A 22,596-nucleotide genomic window follows, 5' to 3' on the forward strand; every position below is an offset into this window, starting at 1 on the left:
CAATTTTATACCTAAAAGGACTCATTAATGTTAGACACTGCAACTGTTCAAATGATTAAAGCCACCGTACCGGCATTACAAATTCATGCTAATGACATTACTAGTCATTTTTACCCTTTATTGTTTGCCCAGCACCCTGAAGTGTTACCTTATTTTAATCAAACTAACCAAGGTAAAGGCACTCAACCTAAAGCGTTGGCGAACGCAGTGATTGCCTATGGCGCCAATATTGATGAGCTAGGTAATTTAAGTGACGCCGTAAGTAAAATTGTTCAAAAACACACTGCATTAGGCATTTTTCCTGAGCAATACGACGCGGTCGGTAGCTGTTTATTGCAGGCCATTAAAGCCGTATTAGGCGACGCTGCAACAGATGAAGTGATTGATGCCTGAGTCAAAGCTTATGGTCAATTGGCTAATATTTTAATTGCCGCAGAAGAGTCGGTTTACACAGCAAATGAGCAAAAAGAGGGTGGCTGGCGCGGCGAGCGTGAATTCATTCTAGTTAAGCGTGAAGATGAAAGCTCGGTTATCACCTCATTTTACTTTCAGCCTTTTGATAACCAAGGCTTACCCGATTTTGACGCGGGACAATTTTTAACCATCGTGTTTGACGATATCGATGGCGTAGCAGTGCGTCGTAACTACAGCTTGTCAGATGCCGCAGGCAAAGATTACCTAAGAATCAGTGTTAAACGAGAGCCAAATGGTGTGGTATCAAACCATTTATACAATAATATTCAGCTCGGTGACAAAGTTAAGCTTCGTGCTCCTAGTGGTGATTTTACCCTACGTAGCAATACTAAACCGCTAGTTTTATTAACCGCAGGTGTAGGCATTACTCCAGCCATCAGCATGCTCAATACCGCTGCAGGGTCTGGCCGTGACATTCGCTTTATTCATGCCGCAATTAACAGCGACGTACATGCCTTTAAACAGCATGTAGATACTCTTGCCGCAGGCAACAACAATATCAAACCACTATACATTTACAGCCAGCCACAAACGCATTGCCAACCTCATGCAACAGGCTTTATTGATGCTTCATTCATCGAAGCGCAATTGCCAGCAGATCGCGATGTAGAGTTATATGTCCTCAGTCCTATTGGCTTTATGAAATCCGCATTAACTATCGCCACCAGCCTAGGCATCCCAAACAACCAGATCCATTATGAGTTCTTCGGCCCAGCAGAATCATTAATGCCAATCAGGATAAATAAGTGATCAGAGATTGCGTAGGGAAAATCGCTTAGAATAAGGCAGAAATTGCAGCAAGCGAGTTATTTTACCTTCAAAATTTCTAACAAAATTATAAGCGATTTTAACCAGTAAGAATGATCACATTCTTGTGCTGATTGGTATAACCGCTTAACAATAAAAGATTTTGAATTTTTTGAACTTGAATATTGTTAGATCAAAAAAAGCCCTGACAATAATGCCAGGGCTTTTTGTTAATTCGTTGCGTTAAGCTGTAAATTAGAACGGAATATCATCATCCCAACCTTCATCCAAATCTGGAGTGAAGTTTTGTGCAGGCTGTGGCGCTGGGCGTTGAGCCGGTGCATTTTGCGGTTGGAAGTTACCTTGTGGAGCCGCGGCAGGCTTAGGCGCATAAGCAGGAGCTTGCTGTGCTGGTGCTGATGCAGGTTGTTGATAACCACCTTGTTGGCTCGCATTAGGCTGGCATCATGGTAAGTATTGGTATTGCCAGCAGGTGCTGCCTGGTTATTGTACTGAGGCGCACGTTGCTGAGGCGCTGCAGCTGGTGCTTGGCGAGCTGGCTGACCTTGGTTTGAGTTATAAGCGTTTTGGTTATATTGACCACCCGCGTTATCACCCGAGTTGCGACTGTCTAGCATTTGCATTTCCATCGCATTAATTTCGGTTTTGTAACGGTCTTGACCTGTAGTTTGGTCCTGCCACTTGCTGGTTTGCAATTTACCTTCAAGGTAAACTTTAGAGCCTTTCTTTAAGTACTCACCTGCAATTTCAGCAAGACGACGGTACATTACAATGTTGTGCCATTCTGTGCGCTCTTGCACTTGACCTTGCTGGTCTTTCCACGACTCACTTGTCGCTATTGTAAAGTTGGCTACGGCATTGCCATTTGGCATGTAACGAACCTCAGGATCTTTACCTAAGTTACCGACCAAAATCACTTTATTCACACCACGACTCGCCATCGAAATCTCCTGAGATTTTTATCTGTTTACTTTATCTGAATTCTAAACGAAATGATCTACACGATCTATTGTACAGAGCCTAACACAGCTCGGGCTTCGCTTAAATTGAATTTATCATCGGCCTTTAAATAAGCGGCTTTCTCTTCAAGCACCACAATGGCTTCAACCACTCCGGCCAATTGCGACAACTCAGTCGCCATTACCTGGGCATCATTTTTATCTTTTATATTGGCTTCAAGGGTATAGCTTTTTAACAGCACAGGTTTTTGCATGCCAAAGGTCAGTAATAACCACACAAACATCAATGCAAGTGCGACAAAAAATACTCCTGAGGCACCCACTAATTGATAAGCGCCACCGCCGAGCATGCCGCCACAAAATGCTCCTAAAAATTGGCTGGTTGAATACACCCCCATCGCAGAGCCTTTGTCGCCCACTGGGCAAAATTTAGCAATTAAGCTTGGTAGCGATGCTTCGAGGTAATTAAAGCCGGTAAAGAACAACACAACAGCAGCACTTAACATCCAAATATTGTCAGCAAAAATGCCCATGGTTGCTAATGACAACATCATAATCACCAGCGACAATTGGAACATGGTTTTGGTGTTATTACGCTTAACCCCGATAATGATGAGTGGCACCATTAAAAAGAATGCGCCTACAAACGCAGGGAAGTACAACATCCAGTGCTTTTCTTTGACTAAACCGGCATCCACCAAATCTAGCGGTAAAGCCACAAACACCGCTGTTAACACTAAATGCAGAATGAAAATACCTGCATCTAAACGAAATAGCTGCGGGTCTAACAACATGCGCTTTAATTTAGTTGGGGTAGCAACGGTGTCACCTTTTGGCGCTTGGCTAATTGGGTTCGGTACAAAAAACTGCACTATTAACATGCCCAATACCGCCAGTACTGCAGTCAATAAAAACAGCCCAGTTAACCCCAGGTATTGCGCCACAACCGGCACAACAAGAAGCGACAGCGCAAACGAAAAGCCAATACACATGCCTATTACGGCCATCACTTTAGTGCGTTGTTCATCGCGAGTTAAGTCGGCAGCTAATGCTAATACAGCAGCGGCAATGGCGCCCATACCTTGTACGGCACGGCTACCAATACCACGCCATAAATATGATCAGATGAAGCAGCAATTAAACTGCCTATAGCAAATAATACTAAGCCCGCCAAAATAATCGGCTTGCGACCATACTTGTCTGACAAAATCCCCATTGGAATTTGCAGTACTGCTTGAGTCAGTCCGTAAGCACCAATAGCAATACCCACCCATAACGGTGAAAAGCCTTCAAGGTGCTGACCATACAACGCGAAGACAGGCATGATCATAAACAGCCCCATCATTCGTAAACCAAACACACTGGCTAACGAAAAAGCGACTTTTTTTTCTATACCTGACAGTCCATTACCGGCCATGCAATTGCCCTTTGAAAATGATTCGTAAAACGATTAGCTGCGCATATTATCACAGCGTAATAAATTAGCTCAAAAGGAAATCGTAGTTTGCGACCTATGCTTCATTTAAATTACCTTTTACTAAACTTATTGGTTATGACGGGCGTATACAAAACATTATTGATAACAAAATTGATCTGAAGTACTTCGATATCTATGCGATACTGATCATCGTTTTGTTTACACCAGTCATAGAGCGAGATAGATGGATAAAATTGAAATACGCGGTGCCCGCACCCACAATCTGAAAAATATCAATCTAACAATTCCACGTGACAAACTTATTGTTATTACAGGATTATCTGGTTCCGGAAAATCATCTTTAGCCTTCGATACCTTGTATGCAGAAGGTCAGCGTCGTTATGTCGAATCCTTGTCGGCTTATGCGCGCCAATTTTTAAGTATGATGGAAAAACCCGATGTCGATCATATCGAAGGCTTAAGCCCAGCCATTTCAATTGAGCAAAAATCGACTTCGCATAATCCACGTTCAACCGTGGGTACCATTACCGAAATCTACGATTATTTACGCCTGTTATTTGCCCGTGTGGGTGAGCCACGCTGTCCAACCCATAACTTACCTTTGTCGGCACAAACGGTCAGCCAGATGGTCGATAAAGTGCTGGCGATGCCACAAGACAGCCGGCAAATGCTACTCGCGCCAGTGGTAAACGACCGTAAAGGTGAGCACGTTAAACTGCTTGAAAGTTTGTCGGCTCAGGGTTACATCCGCGCCCGCATTGACGGCGAAGTGTGCGACTTAACCGACCCACCGACGTTAGATTTACACATAAAACATACTATTGAAGTGGTTGTTGACCGCTTTAAAGTACGTGAAGACATAAAACAACGTTTAGCTGAATCATTTGAAACGGCATTAGAGTTGTCAGGGGGTATCGCAAAAATTGCGAGCATGGACGACTCAACAACCGAAGAATTAGTGTTTTCGGCTAACTTTGCTTGTCCGCATTGTGGTTATTCAATGGCCGAACTTGAACCGCGCATTTTCTCGTTTAACAATCCGGCGGGGGCTTGCCAAACCTGTGATGGTTTAGGTGTACAACAGTTTTTTGACCCAGACCGCGTGATCACCAACGACGAATTATCATTAGCCGGTGGCGCGGTAAGAGGCTGGGACAGACGTAACTTTTACTATTTCCAAATGCTCAGCTCATTGGCAGAACATTACAAATTTGATGTTGAAAAGCCGTTTTCCGAGCTCAGTGATAAAGTGAAAAAGATTGTCCTGTATGGTTCAGGCAAACAAAACATTGCCTTTAAGTACATTAACGACCGTGGTGACGTGGTGGTACGCAACCATCCGTTTGAAGGTATTTTAAATAACATGAATCGCCGCTACCGCGAAACCGAAAGTAATTCGGTACGCGATGAGTTGTCTAAATTTATTAATATGCAGCCATGTAATAGCTGTGGTGGCTCACGCCTACGTGAAGAAGCCCGCAACGTGTTTATTGGCGAGCTTAACTTGCCGCAATTAACCACCTGGTCCATTGGCGAAGCCAAAGCGTACTTTGATACAGTCGCCTTTGAAGGCCAACGGGCACAAATTGCTGAAAAAATCTTAAAAGAAATCGGCGAACGCTTAGGCTTTTTGGTCAACGTTGGCTTGAATTATTTAAGCTTATCGCGCTCGGCCGAAACCTTATCGGGCGGCGAAGCACAGCGTATCCGTTTAGCCAGCCAAATTGGCGCAGGTCTGGTAGGCGTAATGTACGTATTAGATGAACCTTCAATTGGTTTGCATCAACGCGACAACGAACGTTTATTACAAACCCTTATTCACCTACGTGATTTAGGCAATACCGTGATTGTGGTTGAGCACGACGAAGACGCCATTCGCCTTGCCGATCATGTTATCGACATTGGCCTTGGTGCCGGTGTACATGGCGGCGAAGTGATTTGCGACGGCACATTAGACGATATCCTTAACTGTGAAGAGTCGGTCACTGGCCAGTATATTTCCGGCAAAAAGCAAATTCACATCAGTGATGAGCGTACACCTATTGACCCTAAAAAGGTCATTGAGCTATTTGGCGCCTCAGGTAACAACTTGCAAGATGTCGACCTAACCATTCCGATTGGGCTGTTCACTTGTATTACTGGTGTATCAGGCTCAGGTAAATCGACCCTCATTAACGACACCTTCTTTAAAATTGCCCATCGCATGCTTAATGGCGCTACGGTCGACGAACCTGCACCTTATAAAAGCATTAAAGGCATGGAGCAATGCGACAAAGTTGTCGATATCGACCAAAGCCCTATTGGCCGTACACCGCGTTCAAACCCAGCAACTTACACGGGTATTTTTACCCCAATACGTGAGTTGTTTGCCGGCACGCAAGAGTCACGTACTCGTGGCTATCTAGTGAGCCGCTTCTCATTTAACGTCAAAGGCGGACGCTGCGAAGCCTGCCAGGGCGATGGCTTAATTAAAGTTGAGATGCACTTTTTACCCGATGTATATGTGCCTTGTGACTCATGTAAAGGTAAGCGCTATAACCGCGAAACCTTAGAAGTGAAATACAAAGGTAAAAACATTCACGAAGTACTGCAAATGACCGTTGAAGATGCCCGCAGCTATTTTGATGCTATTCCATCGATTGCGCGCAAACTGCAAACGTTAATCGATGTAGGTTTGTCGTATATTCGCCTAGGTCAAAGTGCAACCACCTTGTCTGGTGGTGAAGCGCAGCGGGTTAAGCTGGCAAAAGAGCTCTCTAAACGCGACACAGGTAAAACCTTGTACATTTTAGATGAACCAACTACAGGCCTGCACTTTGCTGACATTCAACTATTGTTAGATGTATTGCATCGCTTAAAGTCGCATGGCAATACTGTTGTGGTGATTGAGCACAATTTAGATGTGATTAAAACCGCAGACTGGATTGTAGACTTAGGCCAGAAGGCGGCGCTGGCGGCGGCATGATCTTAGCCACTGGTAGTCCTGAAGATGTCGCCGAGCACCCTGAATCACATACCGCGCGTTTTTTAAAGCCGATGCTGGCGATTCATAAACAGCGGGCTAAAACCAAAGCGAAAGCTAAAAAGTAGGCTTATGTTCCCATCCACCCATAACGAAGAGGAGTGCTAATATGTTTATGCCTCAAACTCGTTATCGGGTGGTTGGGTTGTTTTTATTACTCAGTCTAACCAGCGGTTGCAGCTCCAACTTACCCGAATGCTACTCCGCATATACCACCACTTGGCCTGACGCAACAGAGCAAATACATCACGATATCAGCCAACTGGCTTCTGCTGAATTTCAAGGGCGTAAAACCGCTACATCTGGCTCTCACGCCGCACAAACGTTTTTGATTGCACGATTTAAGCAACTCGGGCTGACACCCTGGCACGACAGTTTTGCTATTCCCTTTACATTTGAACACCAATTTTCAACCATTACAGGCACTAACTTAGTTGCCACAATACCGGCAAAAGTCCCTTCACGACGTTGGCGGATCATCACTGCCCATTACGATCATTTGGGCCAAAAAGGCAGCAAGTTATACCCAGGCGCAGATGACAATGCCTCAGGGGTTGCGGGTATGCTGGCGATTGCTCAGCGTTGGCAACAACAGACTGACATCGATAACGTTAACTTGATGTTAGTGGCAACCGATGCCGAAGAGCCAGGATTGTTTGGCAGTTATGCCCTAGTGAAGTTGTTACAACAAGACCCAACAATTGACGTTGAATTAAGTGTTAATCTTGACATGATTGGTCACCCCAATCGCCGCCGAGCAATTTATATGGAAGGCGAAAAGAATCTTGCACAGTTTAAAACCATTAGAGCGCAACTGATTCAAAAAACGCAATTATGCATTCGCACTCATCGCAGCAGTTTACTCAGCGGGCGCTTACAAAAAGCTGATTGGTTAAGGGCATCTGATCATTACCCGTTTCACAAGGCAGGGTATAAATGGGTGTATTTTGGCGTACCGCCACATCCGCAATACCACACTGAATATGACACCCCAGACACCCTCGATATTCACTTTATCGTGGCCGTGGCCGAAACCGTGTACCAACTGCTGCAGATTGATAAACTGACCGAGTCACCATAAAAGTGTTGTTTAATTGCAACAAGTGTTCATTTTTCAACCAATTAGTTAGTTTTATAAATCAAGAATCAGGCCAATCTTAACGATTATTGGCCAAATTGATGTTTATTTTCAGTTTTTACGTGGTCAAATCGCATACTTGCTGCTATAATATGCCCCCTTATCGGCGCGGGAAATCGACACGGGGTTGATTTTCTGTCTGTGAAACTTTAGCACGAGCTTCCGAACTTCGTGCGCATCCACAAGGCTACAACCCAATGTCATCCAATGAAAGAACTTTCCGCGAGCTCGGCCTGTCTGAGTTTTTGTTGCGCTCACTTGACGAGTTAGGTTACGAAAAACCAACTCCAATCCAGTCTGCTAGTATCGACCCGCTTATGGCTGGTAAAGATATTATTGGTCAAGCGCAAACCGGTACCGGTAAAACAGGTGCGTTTGCCCTGCCTTTACTAAACAAAATCGACATGAAAATCAATGCTCCACAGATTTTAGTGTTGGCTCCAACTCGTGAACTAGCCGTTCAGGTTGCAGAAGCTTTTGGTAGCTATGCAAAACACATGAAAGGTTTCCACGTACTGCCTATTTACGGCGGTCAAAGCATGCAACAGCAGTTAAACGCCCTTAAGCGTAGCTTGCACAAGTGATTGTTGGTACACCGGGTCGTGTAATGGATCACATGCGTCGTGGCACACTAAAATTAGACACATTAAAAGCATTAGTGCTTGATGAAGCTGATGAAATGTTAAAAATGGGCTTCATCGATGATATCGAATGGGTTCTAGAACATAAGCCAGCTAACAGCCAACTTGCGTTGTTCTCTGCCACTATGCCTGAGCAAATCAAGCGCGTAGCTAACAAGCATTTGAACAGCCCAGTTAACATTAGCATTGCTGCTAGCCACACAACTGTTGAGTCAATTGACCAACGTTTTGTGCAAGTATCACAACACAACAAACTTGAAGCCTTAGTACGCGTATTAGAAGTTGAAAATACTGAAGGTATTATCATTTTCGTACGTACACGTAACAGTTGTGTTGAATTAGCCGAAAAATTAGAAGCTCGCGGTTACGCATCATCACCACTACACGGTGACATGAACCAACAAGCACGTGAGCGCGCTGTTGAGCAACTAAAACGCGGCAAGTTAGACATTTTGATTGCAACTGACGTTGCAGCACGTGGTTTAGATGTTGAGCGTATTGGTCACGTTGTAAACTACGATATCCCTTACGATTCAGAAGCTTATGTACACCGCATCGGTCGTACAGGTCGTGCTGGCCGTAAAGGTATGGCCATTTTGTTTGTGACCAACCGTGAAATGCGTATGTTACGCACTATCGAACGTGCAACCAACAGCCGCATTTCGCCAATGAAAGTGCCTAGCCCTGAGACGGTTGCAGAGCGTCGTTTATCTCGTTTAGGCGAGCAAATCCAAGAAACCTTAAACGGCGACTTAGATTTCATGAAAAACGCCGTTGCTGAATTATGCCAACAGCTTGAAGTTGATACCGACTTATTAGCCGCTGCATTATTACAACAAGTACAGCAAGAGCGTCCGTTACAGTTACCAACGATTACTGAGCGTCAACGTGATACACGTGATGATCGCAGTGACCGTGGTGATCGCGGTGGTGATCGTCCACGTCGTGAGCGCGGTAACCGTCCGGCGCCAACTAGCTTTGGTAGTGCAGACACCCTAAAAGATAACCCAGACGTGAAAATGAACCGTTATGTTATCGATGTGGGTCGTGAAAATGGTGTTGGTGTAGGTAACATTGTTGGTGCTATCGCTAACGAAGCTAACATCGACAGCCGTTTCATTGGTCAAATTCAATTATTCGACCAAGTGACTACCGTTGACTTACCAGATGGCATGCCAAAAGACATTATGTCTCATCTTAAAAAAGTACGCGTATGTGGCCGTCCACTTAACATTCGCGAAGCGGGTGATGAAGTGTTTGTTGACTCTGGCCGTGGTGCGCCACGCAAGCCCCGTGGTGACCGCCCTCGTGGTGATCGTCCACGCGGTGACCGTCCTGCTGGTGCAGAACGTCGTCCACGTAAGCCACGTGATAATGGCTAATCACTTTTGAGTGACACCAAAAATGAATGGAGCCTAACGGCTCCATTTTTGTTTTCTGCTTTAATAGTAAAGACTCTAGAGCGCTACGCTGCTAGGTTCTAGAGTTATAGTGCGCTTGTTATCATTTCTAGCAAGACGCAGTCCGCTCTAGCATCAAAGCTACCCCTAGTAATAATCCTTTTGTACCCAAATGGTTACAGTAACGTCCTAAACGCTTTTTCCTGCTTGCGCTTTTGATACATAGGAACGATTTGCACCGTAAATACTGCGCATACAATCAACACAATGCCCATCAATGATAATAAATCGATATTGGCACTGCTAAAGACTCCGCTCCACCAGCCTAAACTCACGACAATCTCAGTAGCCGTAAAACTCAATACTGGCGTTAACGATAACATTGCACTCACTTGTGCCGTTGGCCAATAATGCATTGCCTGAGCAAAGCAGCCATAGGCAATTAACGTATTCGCACCGCAAAATAATACTACCCACCATTGGGGTAATGTCATGGCGTCAAACTGACTAAAATCGCTAAACGGCGCCATAGCAACAATACCTAATACATAGATAAATAACAGCACATTACTGGGCGACAACTGTTGGCTCATCGATTTTTGTAATAGCGCATAACTGATCCACGACATCACTGAAAATTGTACAATCATAATGCCGATAAGCACTTGCTGATCACGAGCTTGATCCATATCGAGCTGCGGATGGAAAAACATCAACATGCCAAGTGCAAGCGTGGTAAAACAACTAAGCTGAAAAGCATTAAAACGTTCTTTAAAAAATAATACGCCACCAAATGCCAAGAAAAATGGCGCTGTTTGAAAATTAAGTTGTGCTGTACCTGGCGCTAAGTATCCCAGTGAATACACAAAAGACACGTAATTACACATCAACAACACACCAGCCAACGTCAGTTTCAACCAAGTAAATCTTGGTAATCCTACAAATTGCCGTAGTGCACCCAATTTCCATTGAATCAACAATGTCACAACTAGCGCCATTAAAAAGCGAAACCAAGTTAATGTCACAGGTGTAATAAAACCGCCAGACAACTTTAATGCTATAGGTAAAATGCCCCAAAAAAACACCGCTATAGAAACAAAAATTAATCCTAAACGAGTATTCGCGCTTTCTTGATTGCTGTTCACGTTGGTTTATCCATAACATCATTAAGGCGTGAATTTTGCCTGATTAACCTAATAAAGTCTTTATCTAGAAAGGCTAACCTTATGGTTGATTGTTCGCATAACAAAAAAGCCTATTTCAACACACCCTTTTCGCGTGGCAAATCCAGCTAATACAGGTAAAATGGCCGCCATAAAAAACCTTTGTGACCCTACTACCTAAGGAACACTCGCATGAGTCTTGCCGATTCCGTTCTTGCCGTGAACAATGATTTACCTATCCGTACCGACAAGCCTGTCCACAGTGGCAAAGTTCGCAGCGTATACTGGTTAACAGACGCCGATAGCCGTCGCCTTATTCAGGACAAAGGTTACGATGTCCCTGAAGATACCCCGCTTGCCATTATGGTGATCAGCGACCGCATTTCAGCCTTTGACTGTATTTTTCATGGTGAAGGTAACTTGCAAGGCATTCCTGGCAAGGGCGCTGCATTAAATGCGATTTCAAATCATTGGTTTGGTTTATTTGCTGAAAACGGTTTAGCTGATAGCCACATTTTAGATATTCCACACCCATTTGTGTGGATAGTACAAAAAGCCCGTCCAATTAAAGTGGAAGCCATTTGTCGTCAATACATTACCGGCTCAATGTGGCGCGCCTACTCAAAAGGCGAGCGGGTATTTTGTGGCATCACCCTGCCAGAAGGCTTAAGCAAAGATCAAAAATTACCTGAACTGCTGATCACCCCATCAACCAAAGGCATTTTAACCGGTATTCCTGGCGTGCCTGCACAAGATGACGTTAACATCAGTCGCAGCGACATTGAAGCCAACTACCAGGCATTCGGCTTTGAAAAGCCACAAGATATCGACCTATATGAAACCCTGCTAAAGCAAGGGTTTAAGGTGATTTCAGACGCGCTAGCCAAGCTTGACCAGGTGTTTGTCGACACTAAATTTGAGTTTGGCTACGTCAATGACAAAAACGGTCAGTCAAAACTGATTTATATGGATGAAGTCGGCACCCCTGACTCATCACGCATATGGGATGGCCCCAGCTTACCGCGACGGTAAGATTGTTGAAAACTCAAAAGAAGGCTTCCGTCAGTTCTTATTAAATCATTTTGACGATGCCGACATTCTATTAAACAAAGACAGAATGCCTGAGCGTGAAGCCCTTACCCGTGACAATGACTTACCACTTGAAGCCATGATGAACGTGTCGCGTACCTACACTGGTGTGGCAGAAAAAGTCACAGGTCGCAGCATTGCACTGCCTGCTAATCCAAAAGCTGACATCATTAAGGTATTACGCGAGCAATATGATTTAATCGATTAATCAATCGCGCTCAATCAACATGCATCTTCTTGTTGATATAAGTATATAAAGGCGCCTTCTGGCGCCTTTTCTGTCACTTTACTGCACTGCCCCGCGCTAACAAAGCCACTTCAACGACCTTAAAATTTACAAAACCCACAAAGTGTAAATGATAATGATTTGCATTAACTCAAAGTGTATTATCACGACTAAAACATAATTACTTATAACAGAACAGGGACTCGTTCATAGCCGTTGAAGATGATAACACCATGAAATTAAATAAAATTAGCCTAGCTGTTCTATGCGCTATTAGCTTATCGCAACACGTCATTGCTGCCGACGCTCCTCTCGACGCCAACAATGACACTCAACACACCGATAACATTGAAAAAATTGAAGTGACTGGCAGTTATATTGCTGGTTACAACGCCCACTCAGTGAGTGGCGCATCACGTTTAGACCTCGCCATTATTGATATTCCTCAGTCTGTTTCGGTTATCACTGAAGCGCAAATGCAAGACTTTCAATTACACGATATTAATGCCGCGCTAGACTCCGCTACCGGGGTTAACGTTGAGCGAATTGAAACCGACCGCACTTACTATACTGCTCGCGGTTTTGATATTACTAACTTCCAAATTGACGGTATTGGTTTGCCACTTACCTCAGGTAATAACCATGCCGATGAAGACACCGCTATTTACGATCGCATCGAGGTTATCCGCGGCGCTAATGGTTTAATGACAGGTGTGGGGAATCCATCGGCCACCATCAACTTTATTCGTAAACGTCCTACTGCAGACAACCAACTTACCGTTAGTGGTACTTATGGCAGCTTTAATAACACCCGGATCGAAGCGGATGGTTCAGTCAGACTTAATGACACCTTTGCTGCCAGAGCCGTTGCGGTAACCCAAAGTAAAGATTCGTATTTAGACCGCTATGAAACCGATAAAAATGTCTTTTATGTGTTTTTAGAAGCCAACCTAACTGACGACACCAGCTTGTCGCTGAGCCACAGTTACATTAATAATGATGCCACAGGCAATAACTGGGGCGCCCTGCCGTTGTTTTACACTGACGGTAGCGCCACCAATTACGACAGCTCAACTAACACCTCAGCAGACTGGTCTAACTGGCAGGTCGTTAAAAACAATACCGTGTTTGAGCTAAGCCACCATTTTAATGATGATTGGCGTTTACGTGCGACCTATTCACATAAAACAACCGACGAAGACACAGAGCTATTTTATGTTTACGGTACACCAGACAAAGAAACCGAATTAGGGTTAACTGGTTATGGCAGTGAATATGACTTAGACGACCAAAGCGATTTAGTCGATATTTATGTAGACGGTAACTTCAGCCTATTTGGCCGCGAACATCAGCTTGTTGCAGGGGTTAACTATTCTAAAATGAGCTACACCGACAGCTCACTTTACGATTACACCACAGGTAATGGCTTCCCAGTGATGCCAGATCTCAACACTTGGGACGGCGATACACCCATGCCCACATTTGCTGATGGTCTACGAGGCAGTGATGTGACCCGTAAACAACAAGCTGCTTACTTTACCGGTCGCTTTAGTGTTGTGGATGATTTACACGTGATTGTCGGTGGACGTTACAACGATTGGCAAGCAGAAGGCGAGTCATACGAAGTTAACCAAGATGCTGATTATGACAAATTTATCCCATATTTAGGTGCTGTTTATAGCTTTACTCCTGAACTAGTCGCTTATGCCAGCTACACCGAAAATTTTGTTGCACAAACTGAAGTCGACAGCGTGGGAGTGTTTCTTGACCCTATCACCGGAGAAAGCCGCGAAGTGGGCATTAAAAGCGAACTATTTAACGGCCGTTTAATTGCCAGCCTAGCCTACTTTGACGTAGAGCAAACCAATATTGCAGTACTTGATCCTGAAACTGCAGAGTTACCCATCGACATGCAAACTTACTATGGTGCAGACGGGATTAGTAGCACAGGTTTTGAGTTTGAAGTGGCCGGTGAAATATACCCAGGTTTGAATGCCAGCATAGGGTATACCGACTTTGACATTGAAGGTGACGATACCGTTGCAGCTTACACCCCCAGCAAGCTATTAAAATTTGCCGCAACCTATGACTTTGAAACCATAGAAGGGCTCTCTATCGGGATGAACATGCGCTGGCAAGATGATATCTCGCGCAATCAAGGAGTCGTAGCGGAGGGTTTTGACAACGCAGGCGCTGAGATTATTACCAAGCAAGACGCCTATGCGGTGATTGATTTAATGGCTAAATATCAAATAACTGAGAATCTAGGATTAGCGGTTAATGCCAATAATGTTGGTGATGAAAAGTACATCAATAGCTTATATTGGGCTCAAGGCTATTACGGTGCTCCTGCTAATTACAGTGCCACGTTAAGCTGGAAAAATGTAACTGACAACCCGTTAGAGCATATTGCCACGCTATAGCTTGATAAAGGATAAAAGGATGGCCAAATGGCCATCCTTTTTTATATGCGCCGAGAACACACAAAAACAAAGTAACAAATTAAATACCCAAAATACAATAACTTAAGATAAAGCAGTGTTTTAGAATATGGTAAGCCTTAAGAAAATTGTTGTAACATTTTGGGTTTATCGTTTTACCCACTGACAATGCCTGCGGCCTTGCAAGAACTTGTTATTAAAAGCGTTTTTAACCAGACTCATTAAGTGAAGTCGCAACAACCATGCAACCACAATCCCTTTGTAAAATCGTCAGCAAAATGTATTTTACAATGATAAAAATTAACCCATAAAAACATGTTTGCAATTGAAGGTGGGTGAGTTTTCAGTAAACTATGATTTTAGCGACATCACATTAAAACAAGCGATACCGTAGAGGCTTTACAGTGTTAACTTAACGACATTAAAAATCAACAAACCCCTTAAGCTATTCGATTTTATGTCGATATATATCCAATAAACCTGTCAGATGCATAACATTGAGCATCATCAGGAATATTGTGTAAAAAGTTAGCTGGTTTGTTATTTTGGTCATAATAACTGTAGTTTGCACAGTATTTTAGTATCAAAATACTGCTAGCTAATCTACTATTTGCATTTATTGTATTTACCGGTTTAGGTACCCTCGCTATGAAACAAGTTGATTTCAGAAATATCGATAAACTCTTTATCAAAATGTCAATTAACGACAAATTTTGGAGCATCTTTGCGCTATTCTTAATCGTATTATCCAGCGTATCCATCGGCAGTTATGTCAACAAAATTGATCAAATAGAGCAACAATCGATACAGGTTTTAGAGCAAAAAGTTGCAGCCATGGTGCAGGCACTTGATTCAACAGACCAACTTGAAAAAGCTGCAAACCTTGGGTTGCAGGTTTCTAGTCGCGCTCAAAACAGCACTCGTTCACAAGATACAGTCACAGCCGTATACGCCTCAGCAGGCCAATATTATACCCTTAGCGAATCAGTCTATAGCCATGAGTCAGATGCGAAACAAGCGGCTATGAACTCAATGTTACTGTCGTTTTTATGGATAATACCTTTTGCCATTGTACTTTATTGCAACGCCACCTTTATTGGTGGAGCGTTATGGGTGTTATGGGATACCACAGAAAAAATTGCTAAAGGCGACTTAACCTCACGCTTAGGATTCCATCCTGGCCGCGACGAGTTTGGCACCATTGGTTGTGCATTAGACAAAGCCATGGACACCTTAAGTGAGCTGGTTATTGCTGTTAAAACCAATACCGATACCTTGCATGCAACCTCAGACTCTTTTGCTCGCGATGCAGAGCAAAGCGCTGAACAAATTGACTTACAGTATGCCTCTTTAGATTCTGTCGCGACAGCTATGGAAGAAATGACCGCATCTGCTGCTGAAGTCTCTAACATTGCTCGTAACTCTACCGAACGTGTTGAGCAAGACTCAGAATACACTCGCCAAAGTTACGACAGAGCAAAACGTGCTATTAACGAAATTGAACAACTGTCAAAGTATATTGAGCAAACGTCAAACTCGGTGAACACCTTAAAGGTCAATGCCACCAACATTAATGATGTCATTACCACCATTAATGCGATTTCAGACCAGACTAACTTACTGGCGCTTAATGCGGCCATTGAAGCAGCACGTGCCGGTGAAATGGGTCGTGGATTTGCCGTGGTTGCAGACGAAGTAAGAACCCTTGCGGCCGTACTCAAGCTGCAACAGTAGAAATTCATAACATGATTGAGTTACTGCAAAGCGAAACGCTTAACATCGACAGCATTACCCAAGACACCGTTAAACAAGCGCAAACCAGTAGCGACTTAATCAGTAACATTGGTACTGACATTGATGCGATTGCAGAGTCATCTCGTTCAATTATGGACATGAGCTTCCAGATTTCGACGTCATCTGAAGAGCAAAGTGCTGTTGCTAATGATATTGCTAAAGAACTAACTGACATTCGCCAAAAATCGAATGTCATCCGCGGTTTGTCGCAACAATCTTCACATGGCGTGAAAGATCTAACCGAAGCCTCTGCTAACTTAGGTAAGATTTTAAGCCGTTACCGCACTAACTAAAGTGAGCAGTTAATCAAAATATTAGCCGGGTTAATTAACCCAGCTAACTCAAAATAAAACGACGTGATATCACCCCATATCACGTCGTTTTTTATTAGTCTTATGCCGATTTTTTGCAGTATACTTTTCAACCACATTGGATCTATACCTTTTACCGCTTTCAGGTATAATCCGCGCACTTTTTATCATCAACATTAATCGCAACCTCTATGTGTGAGATTTTATGACAATTGAAACCTTTACACCCAAGCAAACAACCACGCTCGATATCCCAGTAAAAACTCTTGCAGCCAACAGCACAAGCACCCCTAGCAATGGTAATCGAATTGGCTTTGTGTCATTGGGCTGTCCAAAAAACTTAGTCGACTCAGAGCGGATCCTCACTCAATTGCGCACCGAAGGCTATGATGTCACCAACAGCTATGACGATGCCGATTTGGTTATTGTGAACACCTGTGGCTTTATTGATAGCGCGGTACAAGAGTCGTTAGAAACGATTGGCGAAGCATTGGCGGCCAACGGTAAAGTGTTAGTCACTGGTTGTTTAGGCGTTAAGAAAGATGAAATTGTTGAACTTCACCCCAACGTGCTAGGCGTTACCTACGCACATGCCTATGATGAAGTGCTTAAACAAGTGCACCTGCATGTTGAAAAGCCTAAACACAATCCACTGATGGACTTAGTGCCAGATCACGGTGTAAAACTCACGCCGAAGCATTACGCTTATTTAAAAATATCTGAAGGTTGTAATCACCGTTGTACCTTCTGCATTATTCCATCAATGCGCGGTGATTTAGACTCTCGCCCTATTGGCGATGTATTAGGTGAAGCGCAACGTTTAGTCAACGCCGGCGTAAAAGAGCTATTAATTATTTCGCAAGACACCTCAGCTTATGGTGTGGATGTAAAACACAAAACGGCATTTTGGGATGGCATGCCCGTTAAAACACATATGCAGCAGCTTTGTGAAGAATTGGCCAAGCAAGGCGTATGGGTGCGTTTGCATTATGTTTACCCATACCCGCACGTGGATGACATTATTCCATTAATGACCGAAGGTAAAATTCTGCCCTATTTAGACATTCCGTTTCAGCATGCCAACAAACGTATATTGAAGTTAATGAAACGCCCTGGTAGCTCAGACAAAGTATTAGAGCGTATCGCCAAATGGCGTGAGATTTGTCCAGAATTAGTGATTCGTTCTACCTTTATTGTTGGCTTCCCGGGTGAAACCGAAGAAGAATTTGAAGAGCTATTAGATTTTTTAGAAGAAGCACAATTAGACCGCGTAGGCTGTTTTAAATACTCGCCGGTAGAAGGCGCTAAAGCAAACGATTTACCAAACCATGTGCCAGAAGATGTTATGGAAGACCGATTACAACGCTTTATGGCGCTACAAGCACAAATCAGTGCCGACAAGCTGCAAGCACGCATTGGTCAGGAGTATTTAATCTTAATTGATGAAGTGAATACCGAAGGTGCTGTAGGTCGCTCGTACATGGACGCGCCAGAAATTGACGGTAAAGTGTATTTAACCGACGAGTTTGACGTACAGCCAGGTGATCAGGTTTGGGTACAAATTATTCATGCCGACGAGCACGATGTATGGGGCGTAAAAGTGGAAGATGAAGACGAATAAACTTCATAAGCCAGTGCTATAACGCGTTAACACATAAAAAAGCCGATATCATTGATATCGGCTTTTTAGGCTTTAAAACTGGCTTAATTACTGTTTTGATACCGTATTAGAGACCAGCTTTAGGCTCAATTATTCTAATGACGTTAATCTATGACCTAGTGTACTTGTACTGTCTGGTGTCAGTACAAAAGTAAAGTTGCTGTCGCCACTAATATCTAAAGTCTCAGACTGATAAATCAGTGTTTGAGTGCCATTATCAGCTTCATACACGATATTAATTTCGTAAAAGTCTTCTGGTAATGTAGTGCTTTGCTCTTCAACGAAATCTAAATCGGTCAAAGTATATTCGGCAGTTTCAATGGTTTCTGAATCACGTACAAAATATACGCTCAGATCATCGTAGTCATAAGACAAGTTAACGATATCGACTTTATATTCATAGGCACGTGGACGAAGGTCTTGAGTAATTTCCATCCCTTCCACTGAACCGTCTTCGTTTTGATATACAAGCACTGATTTCACATCATCTTGTTCAAACGTCACAAGCAAGTTATTAAATAGCTGTGTTTTGGTTGTCGCATCATTTACAGTAATACCATAATCATTAAATGACGTTGATTGATAGTCAGATACTGAAAATGCTGCAACATCATACAGATATTGAGTTTCTTGCTGGCTCGATATCGTCACATCAATATTTTGAGTTTCAAGGCCATTGAATATTCGATAGTCTGCTGTTGATTCTAACGCAGCATAATTATCAACTGTTGTTGTTGAATCAACACTGTCGATATTGATTTTAAGGTCACCGGCACCAAAGCTATTGCGGATAACCAATTTGTAAACAGTTTCAGTGGTGAAATCCATACTACCTGTAGTGTAAACTACATCTGTAGAGCCTGCTTCGGTCAAATAAACAATGTAATCTTCGGTGTCTAGGACCATTGAGTCACTGTAAGTACCGTAACCCACAGAGCCTAACATTACCGCTTCATCAAAGTCTTGAGTATCAAGAGAGATATACGCATCAAATGTGCCTTCATCAGTAGCTACGTTGGCAATAAGCACCTGCATTTTACTGTATTCATAATCATCATCCGCGTTAAGATCGTCCATATCTTCACGGTTGTAATTAATGTCTAGTAATTGTGGATCGGTATAATCACCATGGAGCACAAATAAGTGGTTATCATCATCATCCATGTCTACTGTGTCAGTGTAAATGGTAACGGTTTCACCATCTTCATCCTGGCCTTCAATCTCTAAATCTACGCTGCCAGTACTGTAGCCATAACGCGGCATAGCATCAGCAAAGTCAATTGCGGTATACGAATAATCATCAAGCACTAACGACGTCGAAGTACTGTTTGGTGAGGCATTGTAATACTGTACATAAGCAACATCGCTGCTACTGCTATCTGAACTGTCAGAACCACAACCGAACATCACAGTTCCAACCGCTGATATTAATATCAACCGGCCTAATTTCTTGTTAAACATAATTGCTCCATTAACCACTTAGCTACATTTGCAGTATTATGACTCTTTGTATGCGTAAACGACTGTAAAGAAGTGTAAAGTTGGTATATAAAACGTCAACCTAATCTCAATTGGTTATAAAAAAACCTATTATCGACCGATAAGAGATTTCAAATCGTACAATCGAGCAAAAAATCGACTAAGCGCGTTAAGCTGACTCCACATGCACCATGCAAATTTGTCATAAACTAGGGTCTGTTGATCTTTCAAGGTTGTTTTTGCAGCGAATTGTTGGTCATTACTCACATTTACAAGTGCGCGGCAGTGACTTCGAGGTGTCGTTATTCTACATAAAAAGTCGATAACGCAGTAAAAATGGCCAACAAACGCTGCCCAAAGGGTTCGGCTAAAAACGTTTTACTCTTTGTTGAATGACTCTTTGCGAATAAAGAGTTGCTTAGATGACTAGGCATCAATCCATTCGCTTCGATTAAAACGTTTTTAACTCGAACAAAATTTAACCAGAAAAGTTCAACAGGCCCTAGTTACCGGCGATCTTCATTTCACTCAGTAAAATGCCGCCGGTACGAACCGATGAACGTAAATCACGATCCTTACCTATACCTTGAATCCCTTTGAACATCTCTTTTAAGTTACCTGCTATGGTAATTTCTTCAACGGGGTAAAGTACTTCACCGTTTTCAACATAGAAACCTGCAGCACCTCGTGAGTAATCACCAGTAACACCATTAACCCCTTGACCCATTACTTCAGTCACAATCAACCCCGTGTTCATTGCTTTAACTAAGTCGTCAAAGGTTTGATTAGTATGGCTTAAGGTCCAGTTGTAAATGCCACCAGCATGGCCAGTATTAGTCATGCCGAGTTTACGGGCTGAGTAACTGGTTAGAAGGTAAGTCGCAAGTTGACCGTTGTCGATAATGCGGCGCGACTGCGTTGCAACACCTTCGCTGTCGTAATTTGCGCTGGCTAAGGCCCCGACTAAATGTGGCTGTTCTTCAATATTAAACCACTCAGGAAACACTTGGGTACCTATCGCATCAAGTAAAAAGCTCGACTTGCGATAAATACTGCTGCCGCTAATAGCACCAATTAAATGCCCCATAAGCCCTGTGGCTATTTCTGGTGCAAACAAGACTGGCATTTTAGCAGTGGCAATTTTACGCGCATCTAAACGACTTAAGGTTTTATTGGCCGCCTGTTGACCAACAGACTCTGGCGACAATAAATCCTGATATTTGCGGGCGACGGTATAATCGTAATCGCGCTGCATATTGCCGTCCGACTCTTCGCCAATCACCACACAACTTAAACTGTAGCGCGAGCTACAATAACCGTTTAAAAAGCCATGGCTATTACCATAGACTTTAGCGGCAGTGTGCGCATTGGCTGAAGCGCCATCTGAATTACGAATACGGCTATCAACTGACAAACTGGCCGTCTCTGCACGAATGGCCAATTGCGCTAACTCATCAGCATCAATATCTTGTGGGTGATATAGCTGTAAATCACGAATATCTTGCGCCATTAACTCTGCATCGGCTAAGCCACTAAAGGGATCTTCTGAGGTGTATTTAGCAATACCGTCTGCCGCTCTTACCGCTTCACGGATTGCCTCTGGGCTGAGGTCTGAAGTAGAAGAGTTGCCTTTGCGACCGTCGCGGTAAATGGTAATACCTAATGCACCGTCTTTATTAAACTCGACAGTTTCGACTTCTTTTTCACGCGTCGACACCGATAAACCTTGCTGCTTACTAATGGCAACTTCGGCGGCTGTTGTTCCTAGTTGCTTCGCGTACTCTAATGCAACAGCAACAGCATCTTTTAGTGTCGATAATTCAGAATCAATTCTTGGTGTTGTTTCACTGGCGCTAGGCGCTGAAGAGGGATGAGAAGCCACAAATTTACTCTTTAATTAGTCTAATTGTCGCTAGCATATCAAATAAAAAAGCCGATTGATAACCAAGCGCTTCTCTTGAATAAAATCTGCATATTCAATGCCAAATAAATGCTATCATTAGCCTATATTGACTCGAGGTTTAAGACTATGAAGATTGTTGGCGATTCTGAACACTTTCAGCAGCCCTATGATAACGATGACGATTACGTCAGCAGAACAGAATTTAAAAAAGAAAGCGAAGATGCTCAAGCACTTGGCATGCGCTTAGTTGCGCTAAGTAAAACTCAACTAGATAAAATGGATTTAGATGAGTTTCTTTACGACGCTATCTTAAAATCAAAACTCATTAAGCAAAAAACCGAAGCGTATCGCCGCCATTTGCAATACATCGGTAAGCTAATGCGTGGCTTTGATCACGAACCTATTCAAACAGCACTAGATAAAGTCTTGAATAAGAACAATAATGAAGCTGCTCAGTTACAAATCTTTGAAAAGATGCGCGAGCGCTTATTGGCTAACGGTGACGATGAAGTCCAAAGTTTATTAGATCAACACCCACAGCTAGAGCGTCAAAAATTGCGTCAATTGATCCGCCAAGCTAATAAAGAATTAGCCAAAGTGCCAGAATCAAAGTCGTCTAAAGAATTGTTTAAATACTTACGTGCTGAGATAAAAGAGTAAGCCCTATACTCAAAATAGTCTGATTAATCG

The 22,596-nt window shown here is 43.2% G+C and carries 11 protein-coding genes and 5 pseudogenes; 11 read left to right on the forward strand and 5 right to left on the reverse strand.

Annotated elements, in window-relative coordinates; all coding sequences use genetic code 11:
• Nucleotides 1–27 precede the first annotated feature (27 nt).
• Together N4T56_RS17680 and N4T56_RS17685 are read left to right on the forward strand one after the other, a co-directional pair.
• Nucleotides 28–393, forward strand: a complete 366-nt coding sequence (locus N4T56_RS17680; protein WP_261734158.1) for a globin domain-containing protein — start codon at nt 28–30, stop codon at nt 391–393.
• 18 nt (nt 394–411) lie between these two features.
• The gene (locus N4T56_RS17685) at nt 412–1,224 is read left to right on the forward strand and encodes an FAD-binding oxidoreductase (protein ID WP_261734159.1); all 813 of its coding nucleotides are present in this window, start codon (nt 412–414) and stop codon (nt 1,222–1,224) included.
• 252 nt (nt 1,225–1,476) lie between these two features.
• Here the strand turns inward: N4T56_RS17685 and N4T56_RS17690 are convergent.
• Together N4T56_RS17690 and N4T56_RS17695 are read right to left on the reverse strand one after the other, a co-directional pair.
• A pseudogene (locus N4T56_RS17690) lies at nt 1,477–2,183 on the reverse strand (single-stranded DNA-binding protein).
• A 65-nt stretch (nt 2,184–2,248) separates the two neighbouring features.
• A pseudogene (locus N4T56_RS17695) lies at nt 2,249–3,618 on the reverse strand (MFS transporter).
• A gap of 244 nt (nt 3,619–3,862) precedes the next feature.
• On the opposite strand from N4T56_RS17695, the pseudogene uvrA reads away from it, so the two are divergent.
• From uvrA to N4T56_RS17710, 3 genes and pseudogenes are all read left to right on the forward strand, one after another.
• Nucleotides 3,863–6,729 (forward strand): annotated as a pseudogene (uvrA, locus tag N4T56_RS17700) (excinuclease ABC subunit UvrA).
• A gap of 41 nt (nt 6,730–6,770) precedes the next feature.
• Nucleotides 6,771–7,742: a M20/M25/M40 family metallo-hydrolase gene (locus N4T56_RS17705; protein ID WP_261734161.1), complete on the forward strand. Its 972-nt coding sequence runs from the start codon at nt 6,771–6,773 to the stop codon at nt 7,740–7,742.
• A gap of 254 nt (nt 7,743–7,996) precedes the next feature.
• Nucleotides 7,997–9,822: pseudogene (locus N4T56_RS17710) on the forward strand (DEAD/DEAH box helicase).
• A 194-nt stretch (nt 9,823–10,016) separates the two neighbouring features.
• On the opposite strand, the gene N4T56_RS17715 reads toward N4T56_RS17710, so the two are convergent.
• Nucleotides 10,017–10,985 carry a DMT family transporter gene (locus N4T56_RS17715; protein ID WP_261734162.1) on the reverse strand — a complete coding sequence of 323 codons (969 nt, stop codon included), beginning with the start codon at nt 10,983–10,985 and terminating at the stop codon, nt 10,017–10,019.
• Between the two features lie 210 nt (nt 10,986–11,195).
• Between N4T56_RS17715 and N4T56_RS17720 the strand changes: the two are divergent.
• The 5 genes and pseudogenes from N4T56_RS17720 (at nt 11,196) to rimO (ending at nt 18,485) form a co-directional block, all read left to right on the forward strand.
• Nucleotides 11,196–12,300: pseudogene (locus N4T56_RS17720) on the forward strand (phosphoribosylaminoimidazolesuccinocarboxamide synthase).
• 251 nt (nt 12,301–12,551) lie between these two features.
• Nucleotides 12,552–14,741 (forward strand): TonB-dependent siderophore receptor, encoded by a 2,190-nt coding sequence (locus N4T56_RS17725; RefSeq protein ID WP_261734163.1) that lies wholly within the window; start codon nt 12,552–12,554, stop codon nt 14,739–14,741.
• A 666-nt stretch (nt 14,742–15,407) separates the two neighbouring features.
• Nucleotides 15,408–16,493 carry a methyl-accepting chemotaxis protein gene (locus tag N4T56_RS17730; protein WP_261734164.1) on the forward strand — a complete coding sequence of 362 codons (1,086 nt, stop codon included), beginning with the start codon at nt 15,408–15,410 and terminating at the stop codon, nt 16,491–16,493.
• Nucleotides 16,494–16,504: 11 nt separating this feature from the next.
• Nucleotides 16,505–16,846, forward strand: coding sequence for a hypothetical protein (locus tag N4T56_RS17735; protein ID WP_261734165.1), 342 nt, complete (start codon nt 16,505–16,507; stop codon nt 16,844–16,846).
• A gap of 223 nt (nt 16,847–17,069) precedes the next feature.
• On the forward strand, nt 17,070–18,485 hold the full coding sequence (gene rimO, locus N4T56_RS17740) for a 30S ribosomal protein S12 methylthiotransferase RimO (RefSeq protein WP_261734166.1): 1,416 nt from the start codon (nt 17,070–17,072) through the stop codon (nt 18,483–18,485).
• 129 nt (nt 18,486–18,614) lie between these two features.
• Here the strand turns inward: rimO and N4T56_RS17745 are convergent, their stop codons facing one another.
• The gene (locus N4T56_RS17745) at nt 18,615–19,985 is read right to left on the reverse strand and encodes a hypothetical protein (RefSeq protein ID WP_261734167.1); all 1,371 of its coding nucleotides are present in this window, start codon (nt 19,983–19,985) and stop codon (nt 18,615–18,617) included.
• Nucleotides 19,986–20,505: 520 nt separating this feature from the next.
• Nucleotides 20,506–21,885 (reverse strand): metalloprotease PmbA, encoded by a 1,380-nt coding sequence (pmbA, locus tag N4T56_RS17750; RefSeq protein ID WP_261734168.1) that lies wholly within the window; start codon nt 21,883–21,885, stop codon nt 20,506–20,508.
• Nucleotides 21,886–22,032: 147 nt separating this feature from the next.
• Here pmbA and yjgA point away from each other — a divergent pair, with 147 nt between their 5' ends.
• Complete coding sequence (gene yjgA / locus N4T56_RS17755) at nt 22,033–22,566, forward strand: ribosome biogenesis factor YjgA (protein WP_261734169.1); 534 nt, start codon at nt 22,033–22,035, stop codon at nt 22,564–22,566.
• Nucleotides 22,567–22,596: the final 30 nt, after the last annotated feature.

This window comes from Shewanella phaeophyticola (genome assembly GCF_025398315.1).
In the GTDB taxonomy this organism is placed as follows: Bacteria; Pseudomonadota; Gammaproteobacteria; order Enterobacterales; family Shewanellaceae; genus Shewanella; species Shewanella phaeophyticola.